This window comes from Empedobacter falsenii (genome assembly GCF_019308355.1).
GTDB lineage: Bacteria > Bacteroidota > Bacteroidia > Flavobacteriales > Weeksellaceae > Empedobacter > Empedobacter falsenii_B.
The window spans coordinates 214209-238396 of the sequence record NZ_JAAGKM010000001.1 but is presented as its reverse complement, the minus strand read 5'-3'; the positions used below and the strand labels follow the sequence as shown (position 1 = coordinate 238396).

Here is a 24188-nt window from a genome sequence, read left to right as displayed (position 1 = left end):
GGTAATAAAAAGTGTTTTATTGTTTTGTTATAATGTGTGAAGTTATTTAGAGTATTTTTAATTATTGGGAAGTATAGTAGTAGTCTAATATTTAAAAATTATTTTTGTTTTTAAAAATTTAAAAGTAATGTTGAAATTCTTTAAGATTATTGGATATGTAGAAGCTATATCTGCAGTTGTATTGTTTTTTATAGCTATGCCTTTAAAATATATTTTTGATGATCCGTCTTGGGTTCCTTATGCAGGGAAAATACATGGTGTTTTATTTCTTTTATATGTTGCGGTTCTTTATTTGGTAAAGGAGAAGTATAATTGGAATATGACGATATTTCTTATTTTCTTTTTTGCTGGAGTTGTTCCAGGTGGGACAATTTGGGCTGAGAAAAAATTTATAGAAGGGAAGAAGTATAAGAAAATATTAGAGGAGCAAGAGAATTAAAATTCATTTGATAATTTGTTTATACTTCTTTTTTGCTGCATATTCGTTAAATTTTTAACGATAGTAAATCACTATCACTACAAAATTTGCCTCTATTCACTAAAAAATAACTTATAAACATTTTTGCAATATAAATTTAAACAGACTCTAAATAGAAAAAGCCGAAGAAAATTTTCTTCGGCTTTTTTATGAGCGGGAAACGAGACTCGAACTCGCAACATTCAGCTTGGAAGGCTGACGCTCTACCAATTGAGCTATTCCCGCGTAAAAATTGTAAAAAATCAAATTAAAAAGTACCTCAGGCGGGACTTGAACCCGCACGTCCTAATGGACACAGGATTTTAAGTCCTGCGTGTCTACCAATTCCACCACCAAGGCAAAATTTGATTTTTTTGAATTTTGATATTTCAAAGAGCGAGAAACGGGACTCGAACCCGCGACCCCGACCTTGGCAAGGTCGTGCTCTACCAGCTGAGCTATTCTCGCGATTGGAGTGCAAATATATAAAATCAAATTCTAAAAATAAAAATTATTTTAAAAAAAGCTGAATTTATATAGTTGCACTCATTATAATTAATTGATAGGCATTAACATATCTGCCACGTTTTTAATTTTATCTTTCATTTTTTTACGATGAACAATCATATCAACAAATCCTTTCTCTAATAAAAATTCAGAGGTTTGGAATCCTTCTGGTAAATCTCTACCAATAGTTTCTTTGATAACACGAGGTCCAGCAAATCCAATTAATGCACCAGGTTCTGCCATGATTACATCTCCTATAGATCCAAAAGAGGCTGTGATTCCTCCAAAAGAAGGGTTTGTTAGAATTGTAATATATGGAATATTATGTTCTGCTAATTGTATTAATTTAGCTTCTACTTTTGCCAATTGCATTAATGAAATAGCAGCTTCCATCATACGAGCTCCACCAGATTGAGAAATAATAACAAAAGGTGTTTTATGTTCGATAGAATAGTCTATAGCACGAGCAATTTTTTCTCCCATAACAGAACCTAAAGACCCTCCAATAAATTTGAAATCCATACAAGAAATCGTGATGTCTCTACCGTGTATTTTTCCGGTAGCATTGCGTACAGAATCTGTAAGACCTGTTTTCTTTTTAATCTCTTTTAAACGATCTTTATAAGGTTTTGTATCTGTCCAATTTAATGGGTCTTTACTTTCTACTTTTGTATCTAATTCTGTGAATTTACTATCATCAAATAAGATATCGAAGTATTCTTGAGAACCAATTTGTACGTGATGATCATCCTCTGGACTTACATACGCATTTGCTTTTAGTTCTTCAGTTTCAATAATTTTTCCTGATGGTGTTTTGTACCATAAGCCTTTTTTAACGTCTTTTTTAGACTCTGTAGGCGTTGTAATATTTTTCTTGCTTCTAATAAACCAAGGCATATTCTCTGTTTTTATTTGGGTAAGAATAATCTTAGTGAAAAGATTATCCTAAAGTATTAACATTATTTAAATCGTGAAAAGCTTGAATTAATCTGTCTTTGAAAGTAACTTCTCCAGCTCTTAACCACACGCGTGGATCATAATATTTTTTGTTAGGAGATTCTGGACCTTCAGGATTTCCAATTTGTCCTTGTAAATAAGCTGCATTTTCGTCAAAATATTTACGAATTCCTTCCATAAATGCATATTGTAAATCTGTATCAATGTTCATTTTGATAACTCCGTAGCTAATTGCTTCTCTAATTTCTTCTAACGTAGAACCAGAACCTCCGTGGAATACGAAGTTTACAGCGTTGTCTACACCATACTTTTCGTTGATGTATTTTTGAGAGTTATCTAAAATTTTTGGAGTCAATACAACATTTCCTGGTTTGTAAACACCGTGTACATTACCAAATGCTGCTGCAATCCAGAAATTATCAGAAATAGATTTTAAGTTTTCGTAAACGTAAGCAACTTCTTCTGGTTGAGTGTATAATAAAGAATTGTCAACATTAGAATTGTCAACACCATCTTCTTCTCCACCTGTAATACCTAATTCCATCTCCAAAGTCATTCCAACTTTAGACATTCTTTCTAAGTATCTTTTGCACTTTTCTACGTTTTCTTCTAAAGGCTCTTCAGATAAATCTAACATGTGAGAACTAAATAAAGTCTTTCCGAATTTATTAAAATGTTCTTCGTTAGCGTCCATAATTCCATCAATCCAAGGCAATAATTTTTTTGCACAGTGGTCTGTATGTAAAATTACAGTAGCTCCGTAAGACTCAGCTAAAGTGTGAATATGTTTTGCTCCCGCAATAGCACCTTTGATAGCAGAAAGTTGATTTTCTCCTTTTAATCCTTTTCCGGCATTAAAAGCAGCACCTCCGTTAGAAAATTGAATAATAACCGGAGAGTTTACTTCAACTGCAGCTTCCATTGCAGCGTTAATAGTATCTGAACCGATGACATTACACGCTGGTAAAGCGTATTGATTTGCTTTTGCATCATTGATAATGTCTTGAACTAATGAACCGGTAGCAACACCGGCAGGAAATTTTCTGCTCATTATGTTAGTATTTTGTGAAACAAATATAGATGTTTTTTTAGAAAGGATAATTAATTCCGAAGTGGATTCTTGGTTTAAGCAAATTAAAATTGTCAAATTGCCAGCGATCACCTAATTCATAAGAAGGGTCATAAATTTTGTAACCCAAATCAAATCTTACAATTGCAAACGTACCAATGTGATAACGGAAACCTAATCCAGAACCAATTCCGAATTCTTTGTAAAAATCTTTGAACTTAAATAATGTTTCTGGACGATTTTTATTAACACCCCAAATATTACCAGCATCAAGAAAATAAGCACCTTCCAAACTTCCAAAAAGATTGAAGCGATATTCAGCATTGAATAATAATTTCATGCTTTCAAATTCTAAACTTTGATTTTTAGAATCGATACGTGGTTTACTTCCAGGACCTAAAGTTAACGGTGCCCAACCACGAACATCATTTGCTCCTCCAGCCGAATAACTTCTTACGAAGGGTGCAACATCTGAGTTTCCATATGGTTGAATGATTCCGAATAAGAAACGTCCCGCTACGCTAGAATTTGAATTTAATTTGAATTTTCGTCTAACATCCACATCAAATTTTACGAATTGAGAATAAGGAATTCCAAAGATCAAACCTGCTTGATTTCCGTCTCGATCAGGTTCAGCTTTATTAAAGCCAAAAGCTTTGTCTAAACCTCTTAATACATTTCCGGCTAATTCAATTCTCGCTTGAATAAACCAAGGATTACTTTTTGGTCGAAATGAATTTTCTTGATTAAATGTAAATTGATAGATAAAAGAGTTGATTAATACATTTTGGGAAATATTAGCTTTTCTATATAACATATTCTCAAAATCAACATACAACTTTGCGTTTTCTCCAGTTAATGAACTTTGGAATCCTTTGTCAGCCTCGATTGCGTCTGTTAATTCATCGTCCGTTAGATAAATTGGTGCATTAGGATTGTATGCGTAGTATAAATCTTTTACTTCGTTTTTTGTATTATTATCTTTTGTAAACACTTCATAATAGCGATCTTTTTTTCGGTTACTAATAAATTCTGTGTTAAACAAAGAAACTTTGTGTTGAAACTCCGAACTCGAAATATCCATATCAAAACCAAAACCATAAGTCGTTTTGTCTAAACCTACATTTTTCTGCGTACTTGCATTCATTCGAATAGCAGATTCGGCAGTAAAACGTTTTGGTAAAATATTATCAAGATTAATTGGTGTTAATAAATAAGGAAATTTCAACTTTGTTTCGATAGCGATTTCGTAAGCATTTAAGAATGCTTTATTCATTGAGAAATCTTTGTTGACAGAACCTAAAGTTCCTTTCAAAGTTGTTTCTAAATTTTCTCCTCCTCCAAATAAATTTCTCGAAGTTAAAGTCATCCCGGGAGAAATTGCAAAGTTCATGTAGCGAGAAGCATAACTTTCGACAAAGAGATTCAAGTCATATTTCTTTTTTGGCGTAAAGAAAACGTCTACATTTAGTATAGAATCTTGTTTATTAATTCGAAATCCATGTAAGTTAATGTTCTCTTTCTTGAAAATATTACGTTTTGTCTGAATTTCTTGTCGTTGACGATACAGTTGACCAGGACGAATTACAAATGCATCTGTAAAATATCTTGGTCGATATTCTGGCTCTTTTGTATATAAAACGTTATAATCTTTATATTCTTCTTTGATTAATTTACTTTCATCATCAACAAAACTGCGAGAATCTGCATAAATATTTATCTTTCCAAAACGATATTGTGTAAAAGGTGTAATACTATCCGTTTTCAACGAATCTTGAATATATTTATCAATAAACATCGTCACATCAAGGCGTTTATTACTTTTTAATGTATCCGCTTCAAAATATAAATCTTCGCCCAAATCATTAAAATCATAGTAACCTCTATTCTTTAACAAATCGATGATACGATCGCGTTCTTCTTCAAATTTGTCAAAATTATATTGATCTCCAGCATGCAAAACAGTTTGTTTTCCAATAGAAGAATTAAGATATTCTTCTATTTTTTGATCAGATATTTTTTGATCATATGTTTCGATATAAGAAGGTTCCCCTAACTTAATATCATAAATAGTTTCTGCTTTTTTCGCAACAGAATCTTTGTCATAAGAAACAGCTACTTTCGAATCGAAATAACCTTTGTCATGAAATAATCTATTTAAGTTCTTTGCCGAAAATTCTGATTGTTGTTCATCCAACAAAACTGGAGCCTCACCTTGACTATAATAAAGACGTTCTTTCCATAAACTGTGCCCAACATATTCGCTAAGATTATTCTTCGTTAGTAAACTGTCCAATAATTTTTGGTTACGAACCGAAGCATCTTGTCGATAATATTCCTGAAAAGTTTCATCAAATTTTGCAGGAGACCAATTATAAACCCATTGCCAAAGAGGGAAAAAACCAAGGAACTTACCAGCTGGTTTTTGTTTCACATAATCACTTAAATCTTTGTTGATTATAGTTTTTTTCTTCTTAATATCGGGATCTTCTTTATCGTAGATAAATTTGTTCTTTACAAACAAATATTCTCCTTCAGGTACTTTTTTAGTTGTACTACAGCTATAAAAAAGTAAACCTAAACAAGAGATAAGTGTTATATTTGTTGTAATTTTTTTTTGCATAAATATGTTATCAAATAACGTTATTAAGATAATAACTTCTCTGGGTTCTAAAAAATATAGACAAAAATATAATTTGTTTGTCGTAGAAGGTGTTAAAAATATTGGGGAAGTTATAAAAAGTTCTATAAATATTAAAGAATTATTTATAATTGAAGACTTTTGGCCCGAAGCAACACACATAAAAAAGACATTTATAGAAGAAAAAGAGTTGAAAAAGATCAGTTTCTTAACAACTCCTAATGTTGGTCTTGCACTTTGTGAATTACCAAATTATGATGAAAATATCCAATTAAAAGGTTTGTCGATTGCGTTGGATGATATTCGAGATCCAGGTAATTTAGGAACAATTATCCGCTTGGCTGATTGGTTTGGTGTAGAGGATATTTTGTGTACCAAAGAATCTGTTGATATGTACAACCCAAAAGTTGTGATGTCGACAATGGGCTCTTTTACACGAGTGAAAGTTCATTATATCGATTTGGAGAAATACTTGTCTGACTATAAAGGAAACATTTTCGGGACTTTTATGGAAGGAGAATCTATTTATGAACAAATACTTCCACAAGAAGGTATCTTGGTAATGGGGAACGAAGCGAATGGAATTTCTCCAGAAATCGAGAAGTTAACGACAAACAAACTAAGTATTCCGTTCTTTGGGAAAAATGGTTCTACCGAAAGTCTCAACGTAGCTGTTGCAACAAGTGTCATCTTAGGCGAGTTTAAGTCTCAACTTTCGCACAAATCATAAAAAAAACTTAATGTTTCTAAACGGGTAACTATTCCACAAATAAATATATACTTTAGTAGAAACAAACAATAAGATTAAGAAAAAACACATGAAATATGTAGCGGTTGTTCTTGCTTCTGCAATGCTGTTTATGGGAAGCTGTAGCAAGAAAAACGAACAAAAAGAAGAAGTTAGAAAGAAGGATCCTCATGCTTTGCGCTATGATTCGTTGGATTGGAAAGCAGATTTCAAGCCAATGAAGTACACACAAGCAGAACTTAATGATTACAGAAATAAACTAAACACCTATTATAAAGACTTTTGGGTTAACGGGAAAGTGAGCGGAGGTTTGTTGGTTGTGAAGAACGGGCAAGTACTTTTAGAGCAATATCAAGGGATGGCAGACGAAAGACATAAGCGTCCAATCACTGCCGAAACGCCAATTCATATAGCATCTATCTCGAAAGTCTTTACATCTATGGCGATACTTAAGCTGGTCGAGAAAGGTAAAATCAAATTAGATCAAAAAGTAAATACAATATTAGAAGGTTTTCCTTACGATGATATCACGGTTCGTAATTTGCTAAATCACCGCAGTGGTTTGCCAAATTATGCCAACGTTTTGTGGAATAACAAGAAGGTAATGATGGATCGCGAGAAACCAATTTCTAATCAAGATGTGTTAGATATCTTTAGAGAATTTGACGTTAAACAAATTCGTCCCGCAGACAAAGGGTTTTATTACTCGAACACCAACTTCGCTTTCCTTGCTTTAGTAATCGAAAAGATTATGAAAATACCTTATCCGAAAGCAATGAAATACATGGTTTTTGACCCTCTTGAGATGAATAACACCTTTGTTTTTGAGTATGATCGCGATAAAGATACAGTAGCTCGTTCTTACAAATACAATGGTTACGAGTGGGCTTGGGATGATTTTGACCGCACATATGGAGACAAAAATATCTACTCAACGCCAAGAGATCTTTACAAGTTAGATGTTGCCATGTATTCAGACGATTTTTTACCGAAGAAGATCAAGAAAGAAGCTTTCAAAGGATATAGTTACGAGCAGAAAGGTTTCAAAAATTATGGGCTTGGAATGCGCTTGTTAGAATATGACAATGGTAAAAAATTATTGTATCACAATGGTTGGTGGCACGGGAATAACACAGTTTTTGTACACGATGTTAACAATCAATTTACGGTAATTGCATTAGGAAACAAGCAGAATAAGAATATATATAGTGCATTTAAATTGGCTGGACTTACAGGAACTTATCCGCTAAAAGCACCAAATAAAGATTCGATGAGATTGCATCAAAAACCAATTGTACCAAAAACAACAGCAAAACTTTCGACCAAAGTTTCAAGATAATAGCATGGCTTCCTTATATAAGGAAGCCTTTTTTATTTTTATGATATAATGTATTTTATTGATAATCAATAGTTTTATTTTGTTAATTAAATATAAAGTATTAACTTAGAGATAATTAACTCTTAATCTATAAATGCTTTTAATTATGGCTGTAAAATACAACGTTATTCAGAAGGCTTATCCAGGAGATCCTATGGCGCCTAAAAAGTTCTACGCAAATTCTATTGCAGATGGTGAAGTATCACTTCGAAATTTGAGTAAAGAAATTGCGCAAACCTCATCTATTAGTGAGAGTGATGTGTATGCAACATTGATTGATTTGGCTAAAATGTTATCGAAACATTTGTCTGATGGAAAGATTGTTCGCTTGGGAGATTTTGGTTCTTTTCAAATAAGTATTAGTAGCGAAGGAATGGATGTAATGAACAAAGTAAATTCTGCTTCTATAAAAAGTGCTAAAATACTTTTTAGACCTGGTCTAGATTTACGAGATACTTTAGCTACTTTAAAATATGAGAAAAAGAAATAGTTTAGATATTTTTTCTAACTTCTAATTGAAGTAAATAAAAAACGTCAAGTGGTTTTAATGAAAACCACTTGACGTTTTTTTTAAAACCTCCTTATGTTTTATATAAAAGATAAGGAGGTTTTATAAAAAGTTTATTTATATCTCAATTGAATAATCATTAACAACATAGAAACATAGACTATGAAAACTAAAAAATATTTAGATGAATTAACTTATGAAATAATAGGTTCTGCTATAGAAGTTCATAAAATAATGGGTAGAGGATTATTAGAAAGTGTTTATCATCAATGCTTAAAAGAAGAATTAAATCATAGGAAAATAAATTTTCTCACAGAAATGAAGGTTCCAGTTGTCTATAAAGAAAAACTGCTTGATCTTGATTTTCGTTGTGATCTCTATGTAGAAAATAGTATAGTTGTTGAGTTAAAAGCTGTGCAAGATATTTTTCCTACTTATGAAGCTCAATTATTAACTTATATGAAACTACTGAAATGTCCAAAAGGAATACTAATCAACTTCAATTGTTTTAACATATTTAATGAAGGATAAAAAACGTATGTTAATGAGTTTTTTACTCATCTTCCAAATTATTAAACCCATGTATTTATATTATTAGAATAGATAGATTTTTAATTTTGTTTTGGTAAAATATTAACCACATAGAAACATAGAAATTGATTAATTGTGATTTATTTATAAACTTTCAGTTATTAACTTAAGTAAAGTTACTGTGAAAACTATAAGTCTATTCAAATCTTTATCAATATTTAACCTATGTCTCTATGTGGTTAAAAAAGATAAAATATTAACCACATAAAGACATAGATAAAGATATAACTTGTGTTTTAAAGTATTAAAAAAAGAAAAGTATAAAACTTTATAAGCTTCTTACTGCTTAATATCCATAATATCTCGCAATACATTCCCAAAGATATTAAACCCAAGAACCAATAACATAATAGCTAATCCCGGTAGAATTGCCAAATGTTGTTTCCCTAAAATAATATGATTATAATGTTCTTTTATGATATTTCCCCAAGACGGAGTAGGAGGTTGTGCGCCAATTCCAAGAAAACTAAGACCGCTTTCTACTAAAATTGCCGAAGCAAAATTGGCAGCAGATATAACGATAATAGGTGCAACAACGTTAGGTAATATTTGGTTGAAGATAATTCTTGTGTCCGAAAATCCTAAAGCTTTTGCTGCTTCTACAAATTCTTTTTCTCTGTATGATAGGAATTGTCCGCGAACTACACGTGCAACTTCTACCCACATCGTTAGTCCAACTGCGATAAATATCTGCCAAAATCCTTTTCCAATAGCTAAGGTAATTGCAATAACCAATAGTAATGTTGGGATAGACCACACAACGTTTATCAACCACATTATAATGTTATCTGTTCGTCCCTTGTAATAACCTGCAAGAGCGCCCAAGGAAATTCCGACAACTAATGAAATGAAAACAGCGATAAACCCGATAAGAAAAGAAATTCTTGTCCCGATGATTAATCTAGAATAAAAGTCTCTTCCGTAAGAATCTGTTCCAAGTAAATAGGTTTTTGTATAGATAAAATCCTTCTCTATATCTTGCGTTTTGATGTTATGCTTTGTCCAAGTTAACAAATCTATCTTTATTGCTTCACCACTTAGTCCGTTCCCTATATATGGAATATAAGTAATGCTTTGTCCATCTCTTTTGTAAGATGTAATACTTATTTGTTCGGTATCGATTTCTTTCCCGAATATAAAATCAGAAAAGTTCGTTTTTCCTGAATAATTAGGTAAAGGGATTTCGATTGTTTTTTGCTGATAACCTATAGGTGAATATGCAATGGTTAGGTCCTGTCTGTTTGCATTTTCCGTTTTGTCGGACGCAAAGACATAAGCAAAAATAGAAATGATTGCAGCTAATACTATTACACTAAAAGAAAGAACACCAAGGGTGTTCTTTCTTAATTTATTGAATATGATTTGAGAAAATGAACCGTTTTCTTGTTCCATTATTTAATGTCTCTTAAAACGTTAACAGCTTCGTTTAAATAAAAGTCTTTTTGCATTCCTTTGAACCAATTGTTACGTTTAGCTTTTAGCACAGTATCTGTTTTTGTAGTTGCCAAATCGTTTTGATTCATTGTAAATTTGAAATTGTTTTTATACTTGTCTAAAGCTTCAAATTTCTTGATTTTATCTTCGCGTGTTTTACGGTACGTTTTGTAATCTTCTAAGTTCAAAGGAATCTCTTTTACATCTTCCATTGATTTGATGAACTTGAAACTTTCGTTCATTAATGCTAAGTGTGCATTGTTTGCCAAACGAGTTTTACTGTTCGCTTTAATCTTCGCTAAATCGAAAGCAGAAGGCCATTTTGCAATAACCAATGGTTTGATTTGATCCCAGTTCAAGGCTTCTGAACGAGAAGCTTCGCTGATATCTTCGTAAGTAAATTGATCAACTAATGCAATGTCCGATTGAACTCCTTTCAATTGTGTAGAACCTCCGTTTACTCGGTAGAATTTTTGTATTGTTAACTTAATAGCGCCTAACTCATCACTTCCCGACTGACGATCTAAAGGCAAGATTGTTTGTACAGTACCTTTACCAAAGGTTTGCGGAGAACCCACGATAACAGCGCGACCATAGTCTTGCATTGCTGCAGCAAAAATCTCTGACGCAGATGCAGAAAGCTCGTTAACCATTACTACTAAAGGTCCGTCGTATGCGATAGAATTATCTTTGTCTTCGTGAATTTTAAGCATTCCGTCCGAACGTCTCACCTGAACAATTGGTCCTTGATTGATGAACAATCCAGAGATTTTAACTACCTCTTCAAGAGAACCTCCTCCATTATTTCTAACATCGAAGACAAGACCTTTGATGTTTTCTTTCTTCAATATATCAATTTCTTTCTTGATATCATCCGAAGGATAACGTCCGCCTTCTTTTCCCATTGGAGTGTAGAACTCAGGTAAATAGATGATTCCGTATTTATCTCCCTTCTCGTCCGTAATAACAGATGAGCGAGCAAACACTTCCTCTGATTCAATCACTTCACGAATCAAAGAGATTGTTTGTTGAGAACCGTCTTTTTTCTGAATAGTCAAGACAACTTCTGTTCCTTTCTTCCCTTTAATTAGGCGAATAGCATCGCTTAAAATCATCCCAACGATGTTTTTAGCTTCACCATTTTTCCCTTGTGCAACTTTAATGATCTTGTCACCAACTTCTAATTTATTGCTCTTCCAAGCTGGTCCGCCAACAATTAATTCAGCAATTGTAGCGTAACCTCTTTTGTCTTGTATTTTGGCTCCAATTCCTTCCATTTGTCCAGACATTTCGAATTCGAAATCCTCTTTACTTGTTGGAGAGAAGTATGTTGTGTGCGGATCGTATTGTTCTGTGAACGAGTTCATGTAAATAGAAAAATAATTCTCGCGTTTTGTCTGTTTTATACGACGAAAATAGTCAGAAATCAAGTCTTTAACTTCTTCACGCGCCATCTTTTCTACTTCTGCAAAAGGAGTATCTTTTGTGATTTTCTTTTTCTCATCTGCCAAAGGATCTTTTACAGGTTTTATAGAAGAAGAGTTGTCTAATGTATCTTTCTTTTGACCTTTTAATTCGTCTTGCATTGAAATGATTTCTAACATCACGTTGTATTTCAAATACTTGCGCCACAAATCTTTCGCTTCGGTTTTATCTTTCGCGAATTTTGATGTTTTATAATCGATGTTGAAATTCTCTTTTTGATTAAAATCAAAAGGTTTTGACAAGGCATCCATCGAATATTTTTCAGCTTCAGCAATACGTTTGTAGATTGTATCAACGGTAGAATTGTAGAAACCTAAGTTTTCTGATTTGTAATAATCATCTAAATTGTGATAATCTTTTTTGAATAGATCATAATCAGATTGCAATAAAAAACGTTTGCTTGGATCAATGTATTCTAAATATTTATTGAAAACATTTTCCGAAAATTTATCATCTACAGTAGCAGGTTTGTAATGTAGGTAAGTTAGGGTGTTTCGTGTATTTTTTACGATTAACTTTTCTCTTTCTTCATCTGTGTCTAACATGGGTTTGCAAAAGCAAAAAGCAAGCAAACTCATTGATAAAAACGATAGTAATACATACGTTTTTTTAATTAACATATTGCGTTGGTATTATATAAATTAATAATTTAAGACTCCTTCAAATATAAAACAAAAAAGAAATTAGAAGGAAGTTTTTTACATTTGTAAAAATGATGAATAAAAGTAAGAATAAAATATGGAAAGACCGCTAATTTTAGTTACAAATGATGATGGAGTAACTGCGCCTGGAATAAGAGCGTTGATAGAGATTGCAAAAGGATTTGGAGAAGTTTATGTTGTTGCGCCAGATAGTCCGCAAAGTGGAATGGGGCATGCGGTGACAATAAATTCGACATTGTTTTGCGATGAAATAGAAGTTGATGAAGATGTAAAAGAGTATGCGTGTTCTGGAACGCCAGTGGATTGTGTGAAATTGGCTGTTTCGCAAATTTTGCCTCGTAAACCAGATTTGTGTATTTCGGGAATTAATCACGGATCAAATTCGTCGGTGAATGTGATTTATTCGGGAACAATGTCTGCTGCTGTAGAAGCTGGAATTGAAGGAATTCCTGCGATTGGTTTTTCGTTGTGTGATTTTGCTTATAATGCAGATTTTAAAGCTGGAGAAGAATTTATTAAAACAATTATTGATCAAGTTTTAAAACATAAATTACCAAAAGGTGTGGTGTTGAACGTGAACATTCCGAAGTTGAAAGAACATGAAATAAAAGGAATAAAAGTTTGTCGTCAAGCTGATGCTAAATGGGAAGAAAAATTTGATAAACGTGAAGATCCTCGTGGAAGAACGTATTATTGGATGAGTGGAGAGTTTAAAAATCTTGACAAAGGTGAAGATACAGACGAACGTGCTTTAGAGGAAGGTTATGTTTCTGTTGTGCCAGTTCGTTATGATTTGACAGCCCATCATTTTTTACCAGATTTAAGAAATTGGGATTTGTTTTAAGTTTTACTTAAGCTACATTCAGAATGATAAAGCACAAAAAAGGACTTCAATTGAAGTCCTTTTTTGTGTTATATTGAAATAATTATTTTACTAATTTTTTCTCAGCGTCACGATAGAAATTTTCTTTTTGATCGTTTCCTAAAGTTTTGTAAGCTTGAATTAAGTTACGAATAACTTGACGATTTTCTGGTTGAATTTCGTACATTTTTTCAAGATAAGGAGCTGCTTCTGTAAACAAAGCTTTGCGTTTTACTTCGTTTGCATTATAAATTTCTTTCTCTTTTTTAGATGTTCCTAAATTGTTGTTCATTGTTTCAACAATTTCTTTGTCTGGTTGCAAAATAGCTAAAACTAAATTGTTGTAAGACTCGAAATGTTTAGGATTTAATTCAATCGCTTTTTTGAACAAGTTTTTAGATTCTTCTGCTTTAGAAGCGTCATCTAAATATAAAACTCCTAAGTTGTAATAATTTTGTGCATCGTTTGGATTAATTTTAATCGCTTCTTCGATACGTTTTGTCATTTTATCAGCATTTCCAGAAACTTGGTAAATTCCAGTTGCGATATTGTTGATGTCAGCATCTTTTGGATATTTTGTAGTTGCTTCTTCTACGATTGCATCATATTTTTTTGCATTATACAATCCATTAAGAGCTAAAACATACATATCACGGTTGTAATCTTTTGTTTGATTAGCTGATTTCCCAGTGAATCCTTTTGCTGCTAATTCTTTCAAAATCGTTAAAGATTTGTCATAATCAGCTGCGTTGTAAAAACAGATTGCTGCTTGATATTTGTAGATATCTTCTTTTGTACCTAAAGCTTCAACTAAGTTGAAAACATTTAAGAATTTTGTTCCAGCTTCTGTATATTGTTTAGCGTCCATTGCTTTGTTTGCTGCGTCTAATTCTTTGTTTGCTAAATTAGAAACTTCAGATTGCAACAAGAAACCATATTTTGGTTGTAAAGCAACTTCTTTTGCTTTTGCGTAATTACCACCAGCTGTAGCTTTATCTAAATCAGCTTGAGAATAGTAAAATTCGTCTTTTTTAGAGTCTTTATTTTTGACTTGCCAAACTTTACCGTTTTCGTATTTAGATAATTTTGCTAAATCTTGACTTGCTTTTGTAACGTCACCTTTTGCTAAGTTTTCTTTTGCTGATTTATTATATTTTTCAGCTAAAACTGTAGGTTCTGTCGTTAATTCTTCTGTGTTAGTTTGAGCGAATGATGTCGACATTGCTAAAACTAATCCTAAACTAAATAATAATTTTTTCATTGATTATTCATTATTTGGATCCTCAGCAGGCGTTTCTTCTGCTTGAGTTTCGTTGTTTTCGTTTGTGTTTTCTACAACAATTGGATTTCCTTCTTCATCAAGTTCTACTTCGTTTTCCAATTCTTCTTCAACTTGTACTTTTGCAATTGCTGCAATTTCGTCGTTCTTTTTCAAGTTAATCAATCGAACACCTTGTGTTGCACGACCCATTACACGAATTTCATCTAAACCAGTTCTAATAGCAACTCCAGATTTATTAATGATCATTAAATCATCTTCGTCTGTAACAGCCTCAATCGCGATTAATTTTCCTGTTTTATCAGTAATATTAAGTGTTGTTACACCTTTACCTCCACGATTTGTTTCACGATAATCTTCGATAGAAGAACGTTTTCCGTAACCTTGTTCAGAAACAACTAATACAGTTTCTTTTTCTACATCAGTCACAACAATCATCCCGATAACCTCATTATCTGGTTGATCTCCTAAGTTGATTCCGCGAACACCAGAAGCAGTACGACCCATTGGACGAACTTTCTCATCTTCGAAACGGATAGCTTTACCATATTTAGAAGCGATCATAATTTGAGATTTACCATCTGTTAATAAAGCTTCTAATAATGTGTCACCTTCGCGAACAGTAATTGCGTTGATACCATTAACACGTGGACGAGAATAAGCTTCTAAAGATGTTTTCTTGATGATACCATTTTTAGTTACCATGATTACGTAATTATTATTTACGTATTCTTCGTTCATTAAATCATGTGTAAGGATATATGCTTTTACTTTATCATCTGGCTCGATGTTAATCAAATTCTGAATTGCACGACCTTTAGATGTTTTAGAACCTTCTGGAATTTCGTACACACGCATCCAATAACATTTTCCTTTTTCTGTAAAGAATAACATGTATTGGTGGTTAGATGCCGAAACCATATACTCTAAGAAATCTTCGTCACGTGTTGTAGCGGCTCTATTACCAACTCCTCCACGAGATTGTTTGCGGTATTCAGAAAGTGGTGTACGTTTGATGTAACCCATGTGAGAAATCGTTAAAACAACTTGCTCATCAGGAATTAAATCTTCGATATTTAAGTCTCCACCTGCGTAATCGATATCTGTACGACGTTCGTCACCATATTTTTTACGAATTTCTAATAACTCATCTTTGATAATTTGCATACGTAAATCTTCGTTTGCTAAAATATCTTTCAAATGGTTAATCATTTTCATGATTTCTTCGTACTCTTCACGAATTTTATCAATCTCAAGACCAGTCAATGTACGTAAACGTAAATCTAAGATTGCACGTGCTTGAATTTCTGATAACTCGAAAGCTTCCATTAATCCTGTGCGCGCTTCGTCTGGTGTTGCAGATTCGCGAATGATTTTAATTGCACGATCAAGATCATCTTGTGTTCCGATTACTTTCATGTAACCTTCTAAGATATGAGCTCTTTCTTGCGCTTTTCTCAATTCGTATTCCGTACGACGAACAATCACTTCGTGACGATGTTCTACGAAATGATAAATCATGTCTTTCAAATTCAATTGCTCTGGTCTACCTTTTACCAACGCAATGTTATTTACACTGAAAGATGATTGTAATTGAGTAAATTTATATAGTTTATTTAAAACGACGTTAGGAACCGCATCCATTTTAAGGACATAAACGATACGCATACCTTTACGGTCAGATTCGTCACGAATCTCAGAAATACCATCTAATTTACCATCTTTTACCAACTCAGCAGTTTTTGCAATCATATCTGCCTTGTTAACTTGGTAAGGAATTTCTGTAGCGATAATACAATCGCGACCATGTACTTCTTCGAAATTAGTTTTTGCACGTAAAACAACACGTCCACGTCCAGTTTCGAAAGCTTGTTTTACACCATCATAGCCATAGATAGTACCTCCTGTTGGGAAGTCTGGCGCTTTGATGTATTGTGTTAATTCGTCAATTGTAATCTCACGATTGTCGATGTATGCAATTGTTCCGTCAATAACTTCTGTTAAGTTATGTGGCGCCATATTTGTTGCCATACCAACCGCAATACCAGATGCACCATTTACTAATAAGTTTGGAACACGAGTAGGTAATACAGTAGGTTCTTGGATAGTATCGTCAAAGTTTAGTTGAAAGTCAACTGTCTCTTTATCTAAATCAGCTAATAATTCGTCTGAAATTTTTTGAAGTCTTGCTTCAGTATAACGCATTGCAGCAGGTGGATCACCATCTACAGAACCGTAGTTACCTTGTCCGTCAACTAATAAGTAACGCAAAGACCAAGGTTGCGCCATACGTACCATTGTGTCGTAAACAGAACTGTCGCCGTGTGGGTGAAATTTACCTAAAACTTCCCCTACAATACGTGCCGACTTTTTGTAAGAACGATTAGAAAAAACACCTAATTCATACATTCCGAATAATACTCTACGGTGTACAGGTTTTAAGCCATCACGCACATCCGGAAGCGCACGAGATACGATTACCGACATCGAATAATCGATGTAAGCGGATTTCATTTCATCCTCAATGTTAATTGGGATTAGTCTTTCTCCTTCAGTCATATTGTTTTGTTATATAAGGTGGCTAATATACGAATTTTAAGCTAAAAAAAGATTGATAAAAACAAGATATTTGATGTTTTATGAAAGTTTTAAGGAAACTTTTCTAATCCTTCTAAAAATAGCTTTGTTTTATCCTCGTAAATGATATTGTTGATAAGTTTTAATTGTTATTGTTTTAATTTTCTCTTGCTTAACAAAAAAATGTTTTTATATTTGCACTTCGAAAATTACAAAGTGTAGAACGGAACGCGGTTTACTATTAATTCAGCTTTTTTGTAATTTTCTATCAATTTGATTTTTGAATTAATAATAATAACTGTATATTTGCAACCCATTCGAGTAATGGATTAGAAACTTAGTAAAGATGAGTAAGAGAACATTTCAACCAAGTAACAGAAAAAAAAGAAACAAACACGGATTCCGTGAGCGTATGGCTTCTAAAAACGGGCGCAAAGTATTAGCTGCTCGTAGAAAGAAAGGAAGAAAAGCATTAACTGTTAGTGAAGTAAGAGCTAAAAGATAATCGCTACAATTCATAAAAAATAAGCTTGAAGGTCGTTCTTTCAAGCTTTTTTTTTACATTTGTTTTAAAGACTGTAGAAAAGTATGGAAGCTAAAAATGTAATTGAGTTAAGTCAATCATCTATATATCAAAGAAATCATTTAGTATTATCTGACGTTAATTTTACACTTAATGAAGGAGAATTTGTCTACCTTATTGGAAAAACAGGAAGTGGAAAAAGTAGTTTGTTGAAAGTGCTTTATGGTGATTTGCCGCTTCAATCGGGACAAGGTTCTGTGGTTGGAATGGATTTGAAATCATTGAAAACAAGTAAGATTCCTGATCTTAGAAGACATTTAGGAATTGTTTTCCAAGATTTCCAATTGTTAACAGATCGTACAGTTGAGCAAAATTTGACGTTCGTTTTGAAAGCAACAGGTTGGAAAGATAAGGCTACAATCGATAAACGTATTGATGAGGTTTTAGATTCGGTAGGGATGTTGTCAAAAAAGAAAATGATGCCTTTCCGTCTTTCTGGAGGAGAACAACAGCGTGTTTCTATAGCTCGTGCTTTATTAAATCATCCTGAATTAATTTTAGCAGATGAGCCTACAGGAAACCTAGATCCAGAAACGTCAAATGATATTATGGATTTATTGTTGTCGGTATCGAAAGAAAATAATTGTGCAGTTTTGATGGCTACACACGATTATGAAATTATTCGTCGCTATCCTGCGCGTAAAGTGCGTTGTGAAGACGGAAGATTATTTGAAGTTGCGGAAGCGATATCAGAATAAGATAAATTACACAATATAATTTTAAAGAAAGAGTTTACTTAGTTGTAGACTCTTTTTTTTGTTAAATAATTAACTAACTAATGTATCAAGGTAATAAACTTCATTTTATAAGTATGGATGTTCCATTTCCTCCCAATTATGGAGGTGTTATAGATGTTTTTTATAAATTGAAAGCATTTCATCAACTTGGGATTGAGATTCATTTACATCTGTTTGGGTTTAATGAAATAGAAAGCGATGTTTTAAGAAAATATGCTAAAGAAGTTTATTTTTATCCAATACATCAAAAGCCTAATTATATTTTTAAGAAATATCCTATTTCAGTAAGATCGAGGGATAGTCAATTATTGTATGAACGAATTAAATCGTTGAAAGCTCCTATTTTTTTTGAAAGTCTAAAAACAACATTTATTTTGAATAAATATACTCTTGAAGGTTATTCTAAATATTTGAGACTACATAATATTGAGCAAAATTATTTTTCCGGATTGGCTGAAAGCGAAAAGAATCTAGCGAAAAAAGCATTGTTTTATATTGAGGCAAAAAAATATATCCAATACGAAAATATTATCCACCAGTTTGATGAAGTTTTTACACTTTCTAAATTTGAACAAAATTATATTCAAGAAAAATATAATAAAGGAAAATTTGTACCTGTTTTTCATGGAAATGAAACTTTTCAATCATTAAGTGAAAAAGGAGAATTTGCTTTGTATCACGGAGATTTGAGAGCTTCGGACAATTGTAAAGTAGTCGATTTCTTGATAGAAGTTTTTAAAGAAATTGATTATCCTTTCGTTATTGCTTCAGGTTCTAGAGAGGATTGGGTAAAAGCAAAAATTAAAAATCATCCACATATACAATTTGTTAAATTGAAAGATTTTAATCATTTGAAAAAACTTTTCGCAAAAGCTCATCTTAATATTGCGTGGTCTTTTCAGGAATCTGGGACAAAGCTAAAAGTAATAAATGCATTATTCAATAGTCGTTTTTCGATAATTAATGAAAATGTAATAGATGATGAGAAAATTAGTGGACTTTGTGTTCAAGTTTTGAATAAATTAGAGTTGATAAAAGCTATTAATCATTTAAAAAATAAACCTTTTTTAGGGTCAGAAGAATATATTGATACGCTTGAATATGATTTGAATGATAAATTGAATGCCAAAATTATTTTGAAACAAATTTTTAATTAACTTTATGATTATGAACAGAAATCAATTTGCAGATATAATTTTACAACGATTAATTGATCAAAAGGAAGAAATAAGTCAACAATATAATAGTAGCAAAGATAAGATCGGTTATTTTTGGGTTGATGATCTATTACCAGAAGAATTAGTTTTGGAGATAAATCAAGTTTTTCCACAAGAAAAAGAAATGGTGTTGAAAAAAAGTTTGAAAGAAGATAAATATATTGCTGTTCAAATGGATCAATATCATCCTATTTTAGAAGAAATTATTTACGCTTTTCAAGATGAAAGAATCGTAAATTTGATTGCTGAGATTTGCGAAATAAAACAACCTATTCCAGATTCATCTTTGTATGCTGGAGGTTTGTCTATGATGGGAAATCGTCAATTTTTGCAGCCTCATTTGGATAATTCTCACGATGCGAAAAGAGAATTGTGGCGTGTGTTGAATTTATTGTATTATGTAACGCCAGATTGGAAAGAAGAATATGGTGGTAATTTAGAAGTTTGGCCAAATGGATTGAAAAATGATCAAATTACAATTTTTAGTAAATTCAATCGATTAGCAGTAATGGCAACGCATAATGATTCTTTGCATTCGGTTTCTCCAATAAAGTTTGAAGGTTTTAGAAAATGTGTTTCAAATTATTATTTTTCTAAAGAACCTTTAAGGGAAACAGATTCTTTTCATGTGACATCGTTTAGAGGTCGCCCAGAGCAAAAGGTTTTGGATCAAGTTTTGCAAGTTGATAATGTACTAAGAATGGGTGTTAGAAAAGTATTTAAAAAAGGAGTAGTGGAAAATCCACATATTTATAAAAAATAAAAAAGTAGATTAAATTCTAATCTACTTTTTTATTTTTTCAAAAATCTCCTTCAATTTCAATTCTTCATTTTCCCAACAAAGTTCATTTGCAGCATTTGCAAGGTCTTCTTGGTAACTTCTTTTTCCTTCGTTTAAGATTTCTTGTAGTTTTTCAGCCAAATGTTTTGGTTCGTGATTGTCAATCACTTTTCCAACTTTATACTCTTCGACCATTTTTTTTATTTCTGGTAAATTTGTTGCTAAAATTGGTACTCTAGCTTGAATAAAGTCAAATAATTTATTCGGTAGAGCGTACCGATAGCTTAATCCTAAATCTTCTTCCATACTCATTCCTACATCAGCTAAAGGTGTTATAGTTTTTAAAGTTTTTGGGGGAATATTTCCTAAAAAATGAATGCGATTAGTTAAGTCTAAATCTTTTACCAATTGTTCGTATTCAGTTTTTTTAGGCCCTTCGCCAGCAATCCAAAATTGACAATTATCAATGTATTTGAAGGCTTTAATCATTCTGTCAATTCCTCGACTCATGTTAATTGCGCCTTGATACAATAATATTTTATCGTTTGTTGGATTTTCGGGTAAGCGAAAGAAAATTAAATCTTGTTTATCGTTAAGTTTTGTTCGGTTGGGAACATTTCTAATCACAGCCGGATTAGCACCATATTCCTTGCGAAACCAATTGGCATATCCATCACTTACGGTATAAAAATACTTGATTTTTGGAACAAGAGAACGTTCTAAAGTTTTCCAAACTTTTTTTGTTTTAGGACGATTGTGTAATGATGGAAATTCTGAATAAATTTCGTGACTATCAAAAACTAAAGGAATTTTTTTGATTTTACTTACCAAATAAAAAGGAAGTAAGCTATCTAAATCATTCGCTAGTAAAATAGTTTGTTTATCCGCTTTTTTAAGCAAAGTGAAAAATAATTTGTAATTGAATTCAGCATACTTTTTCATTGTTGATTGATTCTTTTGTTCCATCAAAAATGTCTTGTACGGTTTATTCAATTTCGGTCTACCGTTTATAGTCGCGCCAATCAATTCTACATCGTATCCAAATTTTAACAAAGAATGGCAAACTTTATCTAATCTTTGATCCGTTTCAATATTATTTAGTACAGCAGATAGGATTTTCAATTTTATGGTTTTTGAAGATTATTTTCCAGGTTTGAAGATGATATAATACGCCTGAACTAAAAATAAAATCGCATTTGGAATAAGGACTGGCCAAGCCTCGATCATAGCAGCATAAATTACAAAACATACACAACCAATTGCATTGATAATGTGGATAATTGTAATCTTCGAAAAAAAGAATGCTAGTACAATAAAGACTGAAGCAAGATAGCCAAAAATATCAGCTATACCAATGTTAGATAAAAAATCCATAAAACGATAAATAAGAATGATAAAGTATAGGCAAAATTATGAAAAATAAGTCGATAACTTTGTGTAAATTTGCACAATGATAGAAACTTTATCAAAGATAAAACACAAAGATTCGCCAAACTTCTTTTTACTTGCTGGTCCATGTGCCATCGAAAGTGAAGATATGGCTTTGAGAATTGCTGAAAAAGTAGTAACAATTACTGATAAATTAGAGATTCCTTATGTTTTTAAAGGATCTTTCAAAAAAGCAAATCGTTCTCGTATTGATAGTTTTACAGGGATTGGAGATGAAAAAGCATTGAAAATTATTCAAAAAGTTGGAGAAACTTTTGATGTTCCAACAACTACAGATATTCACGAACCTTTTCATGCAGAAATGGCGGCGGCTTATGTAGATGTGCTACAAATTCCTGCTTTCTTGGTTCGTCAAACCGATTTAGTGGTTGCAGCTGCACAAACTGGAAAACATGTTACGTTGAAAAAAGGTCAATTTCTTTCGCCAGAAGCAATGAAATTTCCTGTAGAAAAAGTAACAGATTCTGGTAATAATAATGTAGCAATTATCGAGCGTGGAACAATGTTAGGTTACGGAGATTTAGTGGTAGATTATCGTGGAATTCCTGTGATGCAAAATTATGCACCAGTTATTTTAGATATCACACATTCTTTACAACAACCAAATCAGGCTTCAGGTGTAACAGGAGGAAAGCCAGAATTAATCGAAACGATTGCTAAAGCTGGAATTGCTGTTGGTGCTGATGGTATTTTTATCGAAACGCATCCAGATCCTAAAAATGCAAAAAGTGACGGTGCAAACATGTTACAATTAGATTTGTTAGAAGACTTATTAACTAAATTAGTTAGAGTTCGTCAGGCAATTCTATAAAAATAATTTTTAAAGAAAATTTATTAAATAATACTTAGTCAAGTTGATTAAGTATTTTTAATTTTTTTAGATAATGGATAATTTAATTCAGAAATATAATATTCCAGGACCTCGTTACACAAGTTATCCAACTGTTCCGTTTTGGGACAATGATGATTTTACTAAACAAGGTTGGATTGAAACTTTTCAACGATCTTTCGATGAAAGTAATGTAGAAGAAGGAATATCAATTTATATTCATTTACCTTATTGCGAGTCGTTGTGTACGTTTTGTGCATGTAACAAACGTATTACGAAACAACATTCGGTAGAAGTTCCGTATATTGATACAGTTTTGAAAGAATGGAGATTATATGTGGATTTATTTTCATCTCGACCAAAAATTAAAGAAATTCATTTAGGAGGAGGAACACCAACGTTTTTTTCTCCAGAAAATTTGAAGAAATTAATTGATGGTATTTTTGAATATTCGGATGTAGCTGAAGGACACGAATTTAGTTTAGAAGGTCATCCAAATAACACAACAAAAGAGCATTTACAAGCCTTATACGATTTAGGTTTTAGACGTATTTCGTATGGTGTACAAGATTATGATCTGAAAGTTCAGGAAGCGATTAATCGTATTCAACCTTTCGAGAATGTGAAAAGAGCAACAGAAGAAGCGCGCGAAATTGGTTTTACATCGATCTCTCACGATTTGATTTTTGGTCTTCCACATCAAACAATGGAAGGAATGATGGAAACTATTAATTTGACAAAAGAATTAAATCCAGATCGTATTTCGTTTTACAGTTATGCGCATGTGCCGTGGATAAAAGGTGTTGGACAACGTGGTTTTCAGGACGATGATTTGCCTTCACCAGAATTGAAACGTGCATTATATGAAGAAGGAAAGAAAATGTTCGAGGAAATGAACTATTTCGAAGTTGGAATGGATCATTTTGCCTTAGAACAAGATTCGATGTATCAATCGATGAAAAACCATACATTACATCGTAATTTTATGGGATATTCTTCTTCGAAAACACAATTAATGGTTGGTTTAGGAGTTTCTTCTATCAGTGATTCTTGGTATAGTTTTGCACAAAACGAGAAGACAGTAGAAGAGTACGAAAAATCAATCAATAACGGAGAATTATCCGTTTTCAAAGGACATATATTATCAGAAGAAGATTTGATTATGCGTCGTCATATTCTAAATTTAATGTGTAATTTAGAAACTTCTTGGGCTGATGATAACATGAAATTTGATGATGTAGATCGTATCAAAACTATGTTACAAGATATGGTTGACGATAATTTGATTGAATTTGTAGAAAATGGTTTGATCGTAAAAGAAGAAGGACGTCCATACGTTCGAAATGTGTGTATGACATTCGATAAGAGAATGATAGATAACGAGCCAGAAACACGCATTTTCTCAATGACAATCTAATAAAATAGATAAATGTTTTA

At 32.4% G+C, this 24188-nt stretch carries 21 protein-coding genes and 3 tRNA genes; 12 read left to right on the top strand and 12 right to left on the bottom strand.

Annotation, left to right across the window (positions count from 1 at the left end):
- Positions 1-127: 127 nt before the first annotated feature.
- Positions 128-439: a DUF3817 domain-containing protein gene (locus G0Q09_RS01235; RefSeq protein ID WP_219033714.1), complete on the top strand. Its 312-nt coding sequence runs from the start codon at positions 128-130 to the stop codon at positions 437-439.
- Between the two features lie 191 nt (positions 440-630).
- Here the strand turns inward: G0Q09_RS01235 and G0Q09_RS01230 are convergent.
- The 6 genes from G0Q09_RS01230 to tamL form a co-directional block, all read right to left on the bottom strand.
- Positions 631-703 (bottom strand) — tRNA-Gly (locus tag G0Q09_RS01230).
- A gap of 30 nt (positions 704-733) precedes the next feature.
- Positions 734-817, bottom strand: a tRNA-Leu gene (locus tag G0Q09_RS01225).
- A gap of 35 nt (positions 818-852) precedes the next feature.
- A tRNA-Gly gene (locus G0Q09_RS01220) sits at positions 853-925 on the bottom strand.
- 87 nt (positions 926-1012) lie between these two features.
- Positions 1013-1861, bottom strand: coding sequence for an acetyl-CoA carboxylase, carboxyltransferase subunit beta (gene accD / locus G0Q09_RS01215; protein WP_219033713.1), 849 nt, complete (start codon positions 1859-1861; stop codon positions 1013-1015).
- A gap of 43 nt (positions 1862-1904) precedes the next feature.
- The gene (fbaA, locus tag G0Q09_RS01210) at positions 1905-2972 is read right to left on the bottom strand and encodes a class II fructose-bisphosphate aldolase (protein ID WP_219033712.1); all 1068 of its coding nucleotides are present in this window, start codon (positions 2970-2972) and stop codon (positions 1905-1907) included.
- Between the two features lie 37 nt (positions 2973-3009).
- Positions 3010-5613, bottom strand: coding sequence for a translocation and assembly module lipoprotein TamL (gene tamL, locus G0Q09_RS01205; RefSeq protein WP_219033711.1), 2604 nt, complete (start codon positions 5611-5613; stop codon positions 3010-3012).
- 4 nt (positions 5614-5617) lie between these two features.
- Here tamL and G0Q09_RS01200 point away from each other — a divergent pair, with 4 nt between their 5' ends.
- The 4 genes from G0Q09_RS01200 to G0Q09_RS01185 all read left to right on the top strand — a co-directional run bounded on the left by G0Q09_RS01200 (position 5618) and on the right by G0Q09_RS01185 (position 8796).
- Positions 5618-6361: a TrmH family RNA methyltransferase gene (locus tag G0Q09_RS01200; protein ID WP_219033710.1), complete on the top strand. Its 744-nt coding sequence runs from the start codon at positions 5618-5620 to the stop codon at positions 6359-6361.
- Between the two features lie 88 nt (positions 6362-6449).
- Positions 6450-7718: a serine hydrolase domain-containing protein gene (locus G0Q09_RS01195; protein WP_219033709.1), complete on the top strand. Its 1269-nt coding sequence runs from the start codon at positions 6450-6452 to the stop codon at positions 7716-7718.
- A 145-nt stretch (positions 7719-7863) separates the two neighbouring features.
- Positions 7864-8247: an HU family DNA-binding protein gene (locus G0Q09_RS01190; protein ID WP_219033708.1), complete on the top strand. Its 384-nt coding sequence runs from the start codon at positions 7864-7866 to the stop codon at positions 8245-8247.
- Between the two features lie 180 nt (positions 8248-8427).
- Entirely contained in the window at positions 8428-8796 is a 369-nt protein-coding gene (locus G0Q09_RS01185) for a GxxExxY protein (RefSeq protein ID WP_219033707.1), read from the top strand.
- Positions 8797-9135: 339 nt separating this feature from the next.
- On the opposite strand, the gene G0Q09_RS01180 is transcribed toward G0Q09_RS01185, so the two are convergent.
- Complete coding sequence (locus tag G0Q09_RS01180; RefSeq protein ID WP_219033706.1) at positions 9136-10248, bottom strand: ABC transporter permease; 1113 nt, start codon at positions 10246-10248, stop codon at positions 9136-9138.
- Entirely contained in the window at positions 10248-12320 is a 2073-nt protein-coding gene (locus tag G0Q09_RS01175; RefSeq protein ID WP_219033705.1) for a carboxy terminal-processing peptidase, read from the bottom strand. Before G0Q09_RS01175 ends, G0Q09_RS01180 begins: the two co-directional genes overlap by 1 nt.
- Before the next feature lie 193 nt (positions 12321-12513).
- Here G0Q09_RS01175 and surE point away from each other — a divergent pair, with 193 nt between their 5' ends.
- Positions 12514-13281, top strand: coding sequence for a 5'/3'-nucleotidase SurE (surE, locus tag G0Q09_RS01170; protein WP_219033704.1), 768 nt, complete (start codon positions 12514-12516; stop codon positions 13279-13281).
- Between the two features lie 82 nt (positions 13282-13363).
- Here the strand turns inward: surE and G0Q09_RS01165 are convergent, their stop codons facing one another.
- Both G0Q09_RS01165 and gyrA read right to left on the bottom strand, forming a co-directional pair.
- Positions 13364-14560 carry a tetratricopeptide repeat protein gene (locus G0Q09_RS01165; RefSeq protein ID WP_219033703.1) on the bottom strand — a complete coding sequence of 399 codons (1197 nt, stop codon included), beginning with the start codon at positions 14558-14560 and terminating at the stop codon, positions 13364-13366.
- Between the two features lie 3 nt (positions 14561-14563).
- Positions 14564-17137: a DNA gyrase subunit A gene (gene gyrA, locus G0Q09_RS01160; protein WP_219033702.1), complete on the bottom strand. Its 2574-nt coding sequence runs from the start codon at positions 17135-17137 to the stop codon at positions 14564-14566.
- A gap of 364 nt (positions 17138-17501) precedes the next feature.
- Here gyrA and rpmH point away from each other — a divergent pair, with 364 nt between their 5' ends.
- From rpmH to G0Q09_RS01140, 4 genes are all read left to right on the top strand, one after another.
- Entirely contained in the window at positions 17502-17660 is a 159-nt protein-coding gene (gene rpmH / locus G0Q09_RS01155; RefSeq protein WP_019974979.1) for a 50S ribosomal protein L34, read from the top strand.
- Positions 17661-17743: 83 nt separating this feature from the next.
- Complete coding sequence (locus tag G0Q09_RS01150; RefSeq protein WP_038333079.1) at positions 17744-18436, top strand: cell division ATP-binding protein FtsE; 693 nt, start codon at positions 17744-17746, stop codon at positions 18434-18436.
- Positions 18437-18549: 113 nt separating this feature from the next.
- The gene (locus G0Q09_RS01145) at positions 18550-19632 is read left to right on the top strand and encodes a glycosyltransferase family protein (protein ID WP_219033701.1); all 1083 of its coding nucleotides are present in this window, start codon (positions 18550-18552) and stop codon (positions 19630-19632) included.
- 10 nt (positions 19633-19642) lie between these two features.
- Complete coding sequence (locus G0Q09_RS01140) at positions 19643-20455, top strand: 2OG-Fe(II) oxygenase (protein WP_219033700.1); 813 nt, start codon at positions 19643-19645, stop codon at positions 20453-20455.
- Positions 20456-20476: 21 nt separating this feature from the next.
- On the opposite strand, the gene G0Q09_RS01135 is transcribed toward G0Q09_RS01140, so the two are convergent.
- Positions 20477-21595 (bottom strand): glycosyltransferase, encoded by a 1119-nt coding sequence (locus G0Q09_RS01135; RefSeq protein ID WP_219033699.1) that lies wholly within the window; start codon positions 21593-21595, stop codon positions 20477-20479.
- Positions 21596-21613: 18 nt separating this feature from the next.
- Positions 21614-21847 (bottom strand): uroporphyrinogen decarboxylase, encoded by a 234-nt coding sequence (locus G0Q09_RS01130; protein ID WP_219033698.1) that lies wholly within the window; start codon positions 21845-21847, stop codon positions 21614-21616.
- Between the two features lie 76 nt (positions 21848-21923).
- Here G0Q09_RS01130 and kdsA point away from each other — a divergent pair, with 76 nt between their 5' ends.
- Together kdsA and hemN are read left to right on the top strand one after the other, a co-directional pair.
- Complete coding sequence (kdsA, locus tag G0Q09_RS01125) at positions 21924-22733, top strand: 3-deoxy-8-phosphooctulonate synthase (RefSeq protein ID WP_115001635.1); 810 nt, start codon at positions 21924-21926, stop codon at positions 22731-22733.
- Between the two features lie 73 nt (positions 22734-22806).
- Entirely contained in the window at positions 22807-24168 is a 1362-nt protein-coding gene (hemN, locus tag G0Q09_RS01120; RefSeq protein WP_219033697.1) for an oxygen-independent coproporphyrinogen III oxidase, read from the top strand.
- Positions 24169-24188 lie beyond the last annotated feature (20 nt).

Coding starts and splice junctions, on each gene's coding strand:
- G0Q09_RS01235 (WP_219033714.1), top strand. CDS start 128: ATGTTGAAATTCTTTAAGATTATTGGATATGTAGAAGCTATATCTGCA.
- accD (WP_219033713.1), bottom strand. CDS start 1,861: ATGCCTTGGTTTATTAGAAGCAAGAAAAATATTACAACGCCTACAGAG.
- fbaA (WP_219033712.1), bottom strand. CDS start 2,972: ATGAGCAGAAAATTTCCTGCCGGTGTTGCTACCGGTTCATTAGTTCAA.
- tamL (WP_219033711.1), bottom strand. CDS start 5,613: ATGCAAAAAAAAATTACAACAAATATAACACTTATCTCTTGTTTAGGT.
- G0Q09_RS01200 (WP_219033710.1), top strand. CDS start 5,618: ATGTTATCAAATAACGTTATTAAGATAATAACTTCTCTGGGTTCTAAA.
- G0Q09_RS01195 (WP_219033709.1), top strand. CDS start 6,450: ATGAAATATGTAGCGGTTGTTCTTGCTTCTGCAATGCTGTTTATGGGA.
- G0Q09_RS01190 (WP_219033708.1), top strand. CDS start 7,864: ATGGCTGTAAAATACAACGTTATTCAGAAGGCTTATCCAGGAGATCCT.
- G0Q09_RS01185 (WP_219033707.1), top strand. CDS start 8,428: ATGAAAACTAAAAAATATTTAGATGAATTAACTTATGAAATAATAGGT.
- G0Q09_RS01180 (WP_219033706.1), bottom strand. CDS start 10,248: ATGGAACAAGAAAACGGTTCATTTTCTCAAATCATATTCAATAAATTA.
- G0Q09_RS01175 (WP_219033705.1), bottom strand. CDS start 12,320: ATGTTAGACACAGATGAAGAAAGAGAAAAGTTAATCGTAAAAAATACA.
- surE (WP_219033704.1), top strand. CDS start 12,514: ATGGAAAGACCGCTAATTTTAGTTACAAATGATGATGGAGTAACTGCG.
- G0Q09_RS01165 (WP_219033703.1), bottom strand. CDS start 14,560: ATGAAAAAATTATTATTTAGTTTAGGATTAGTTTTAGCAATGTCGACA.
- gyrA (WP_219033702.1), bottom strand. CDS start 17,137: ATGACTGAAGGAGAAAGACTAATCCCAATTAACATTGAGGATGAAATG.
- rpmH (WP_019974979.1), top strand. CDS start 17,502: ATGAGTAAGAGAACATTTCAACCAAGTAACAGAAAAAAAAGAAACAAA.
- G0Q09_RS01150 (WP_038333079.1), top strand. CDS start 17,744: ATGGAAGCTAAAAATGTAATTGAGTTAAGTCAATCATCTATATATCAA.
- G0Q09_RS01145 (WP_219033701.1), top strand. CDS start 18,550: ATGGATGTTCCATTTCCTCCCAATTATGGAGGTGTTATAGATGTTTTT.
- G0Q09_RS01140 (WP_219033700.1), top strand. CDS start 19,643: ATGAACAGAAATCAATTTGCAGATATAATTTTACAACGATTAATTGAT.
- G0Q09_RS01130 (WP_219033698.1), bottom strand. CDS start 21,847: ATGGATTTTTTATCTAACATTGGTATAGCTGATATTTTTGGCTATCTT.
- kdsA (WP_115001635.1), top strand. CDS start 21,924: ATGATAGAAACTTTATCAAAGATAAAACACAAAGATTCGCCAAACTTC.
- hemN (WP_219033697.1), top strand. CDS start 22,807: ATGGATAATTTAATTCAGAAATATAATATTCCAGGACCTCGTTACACA.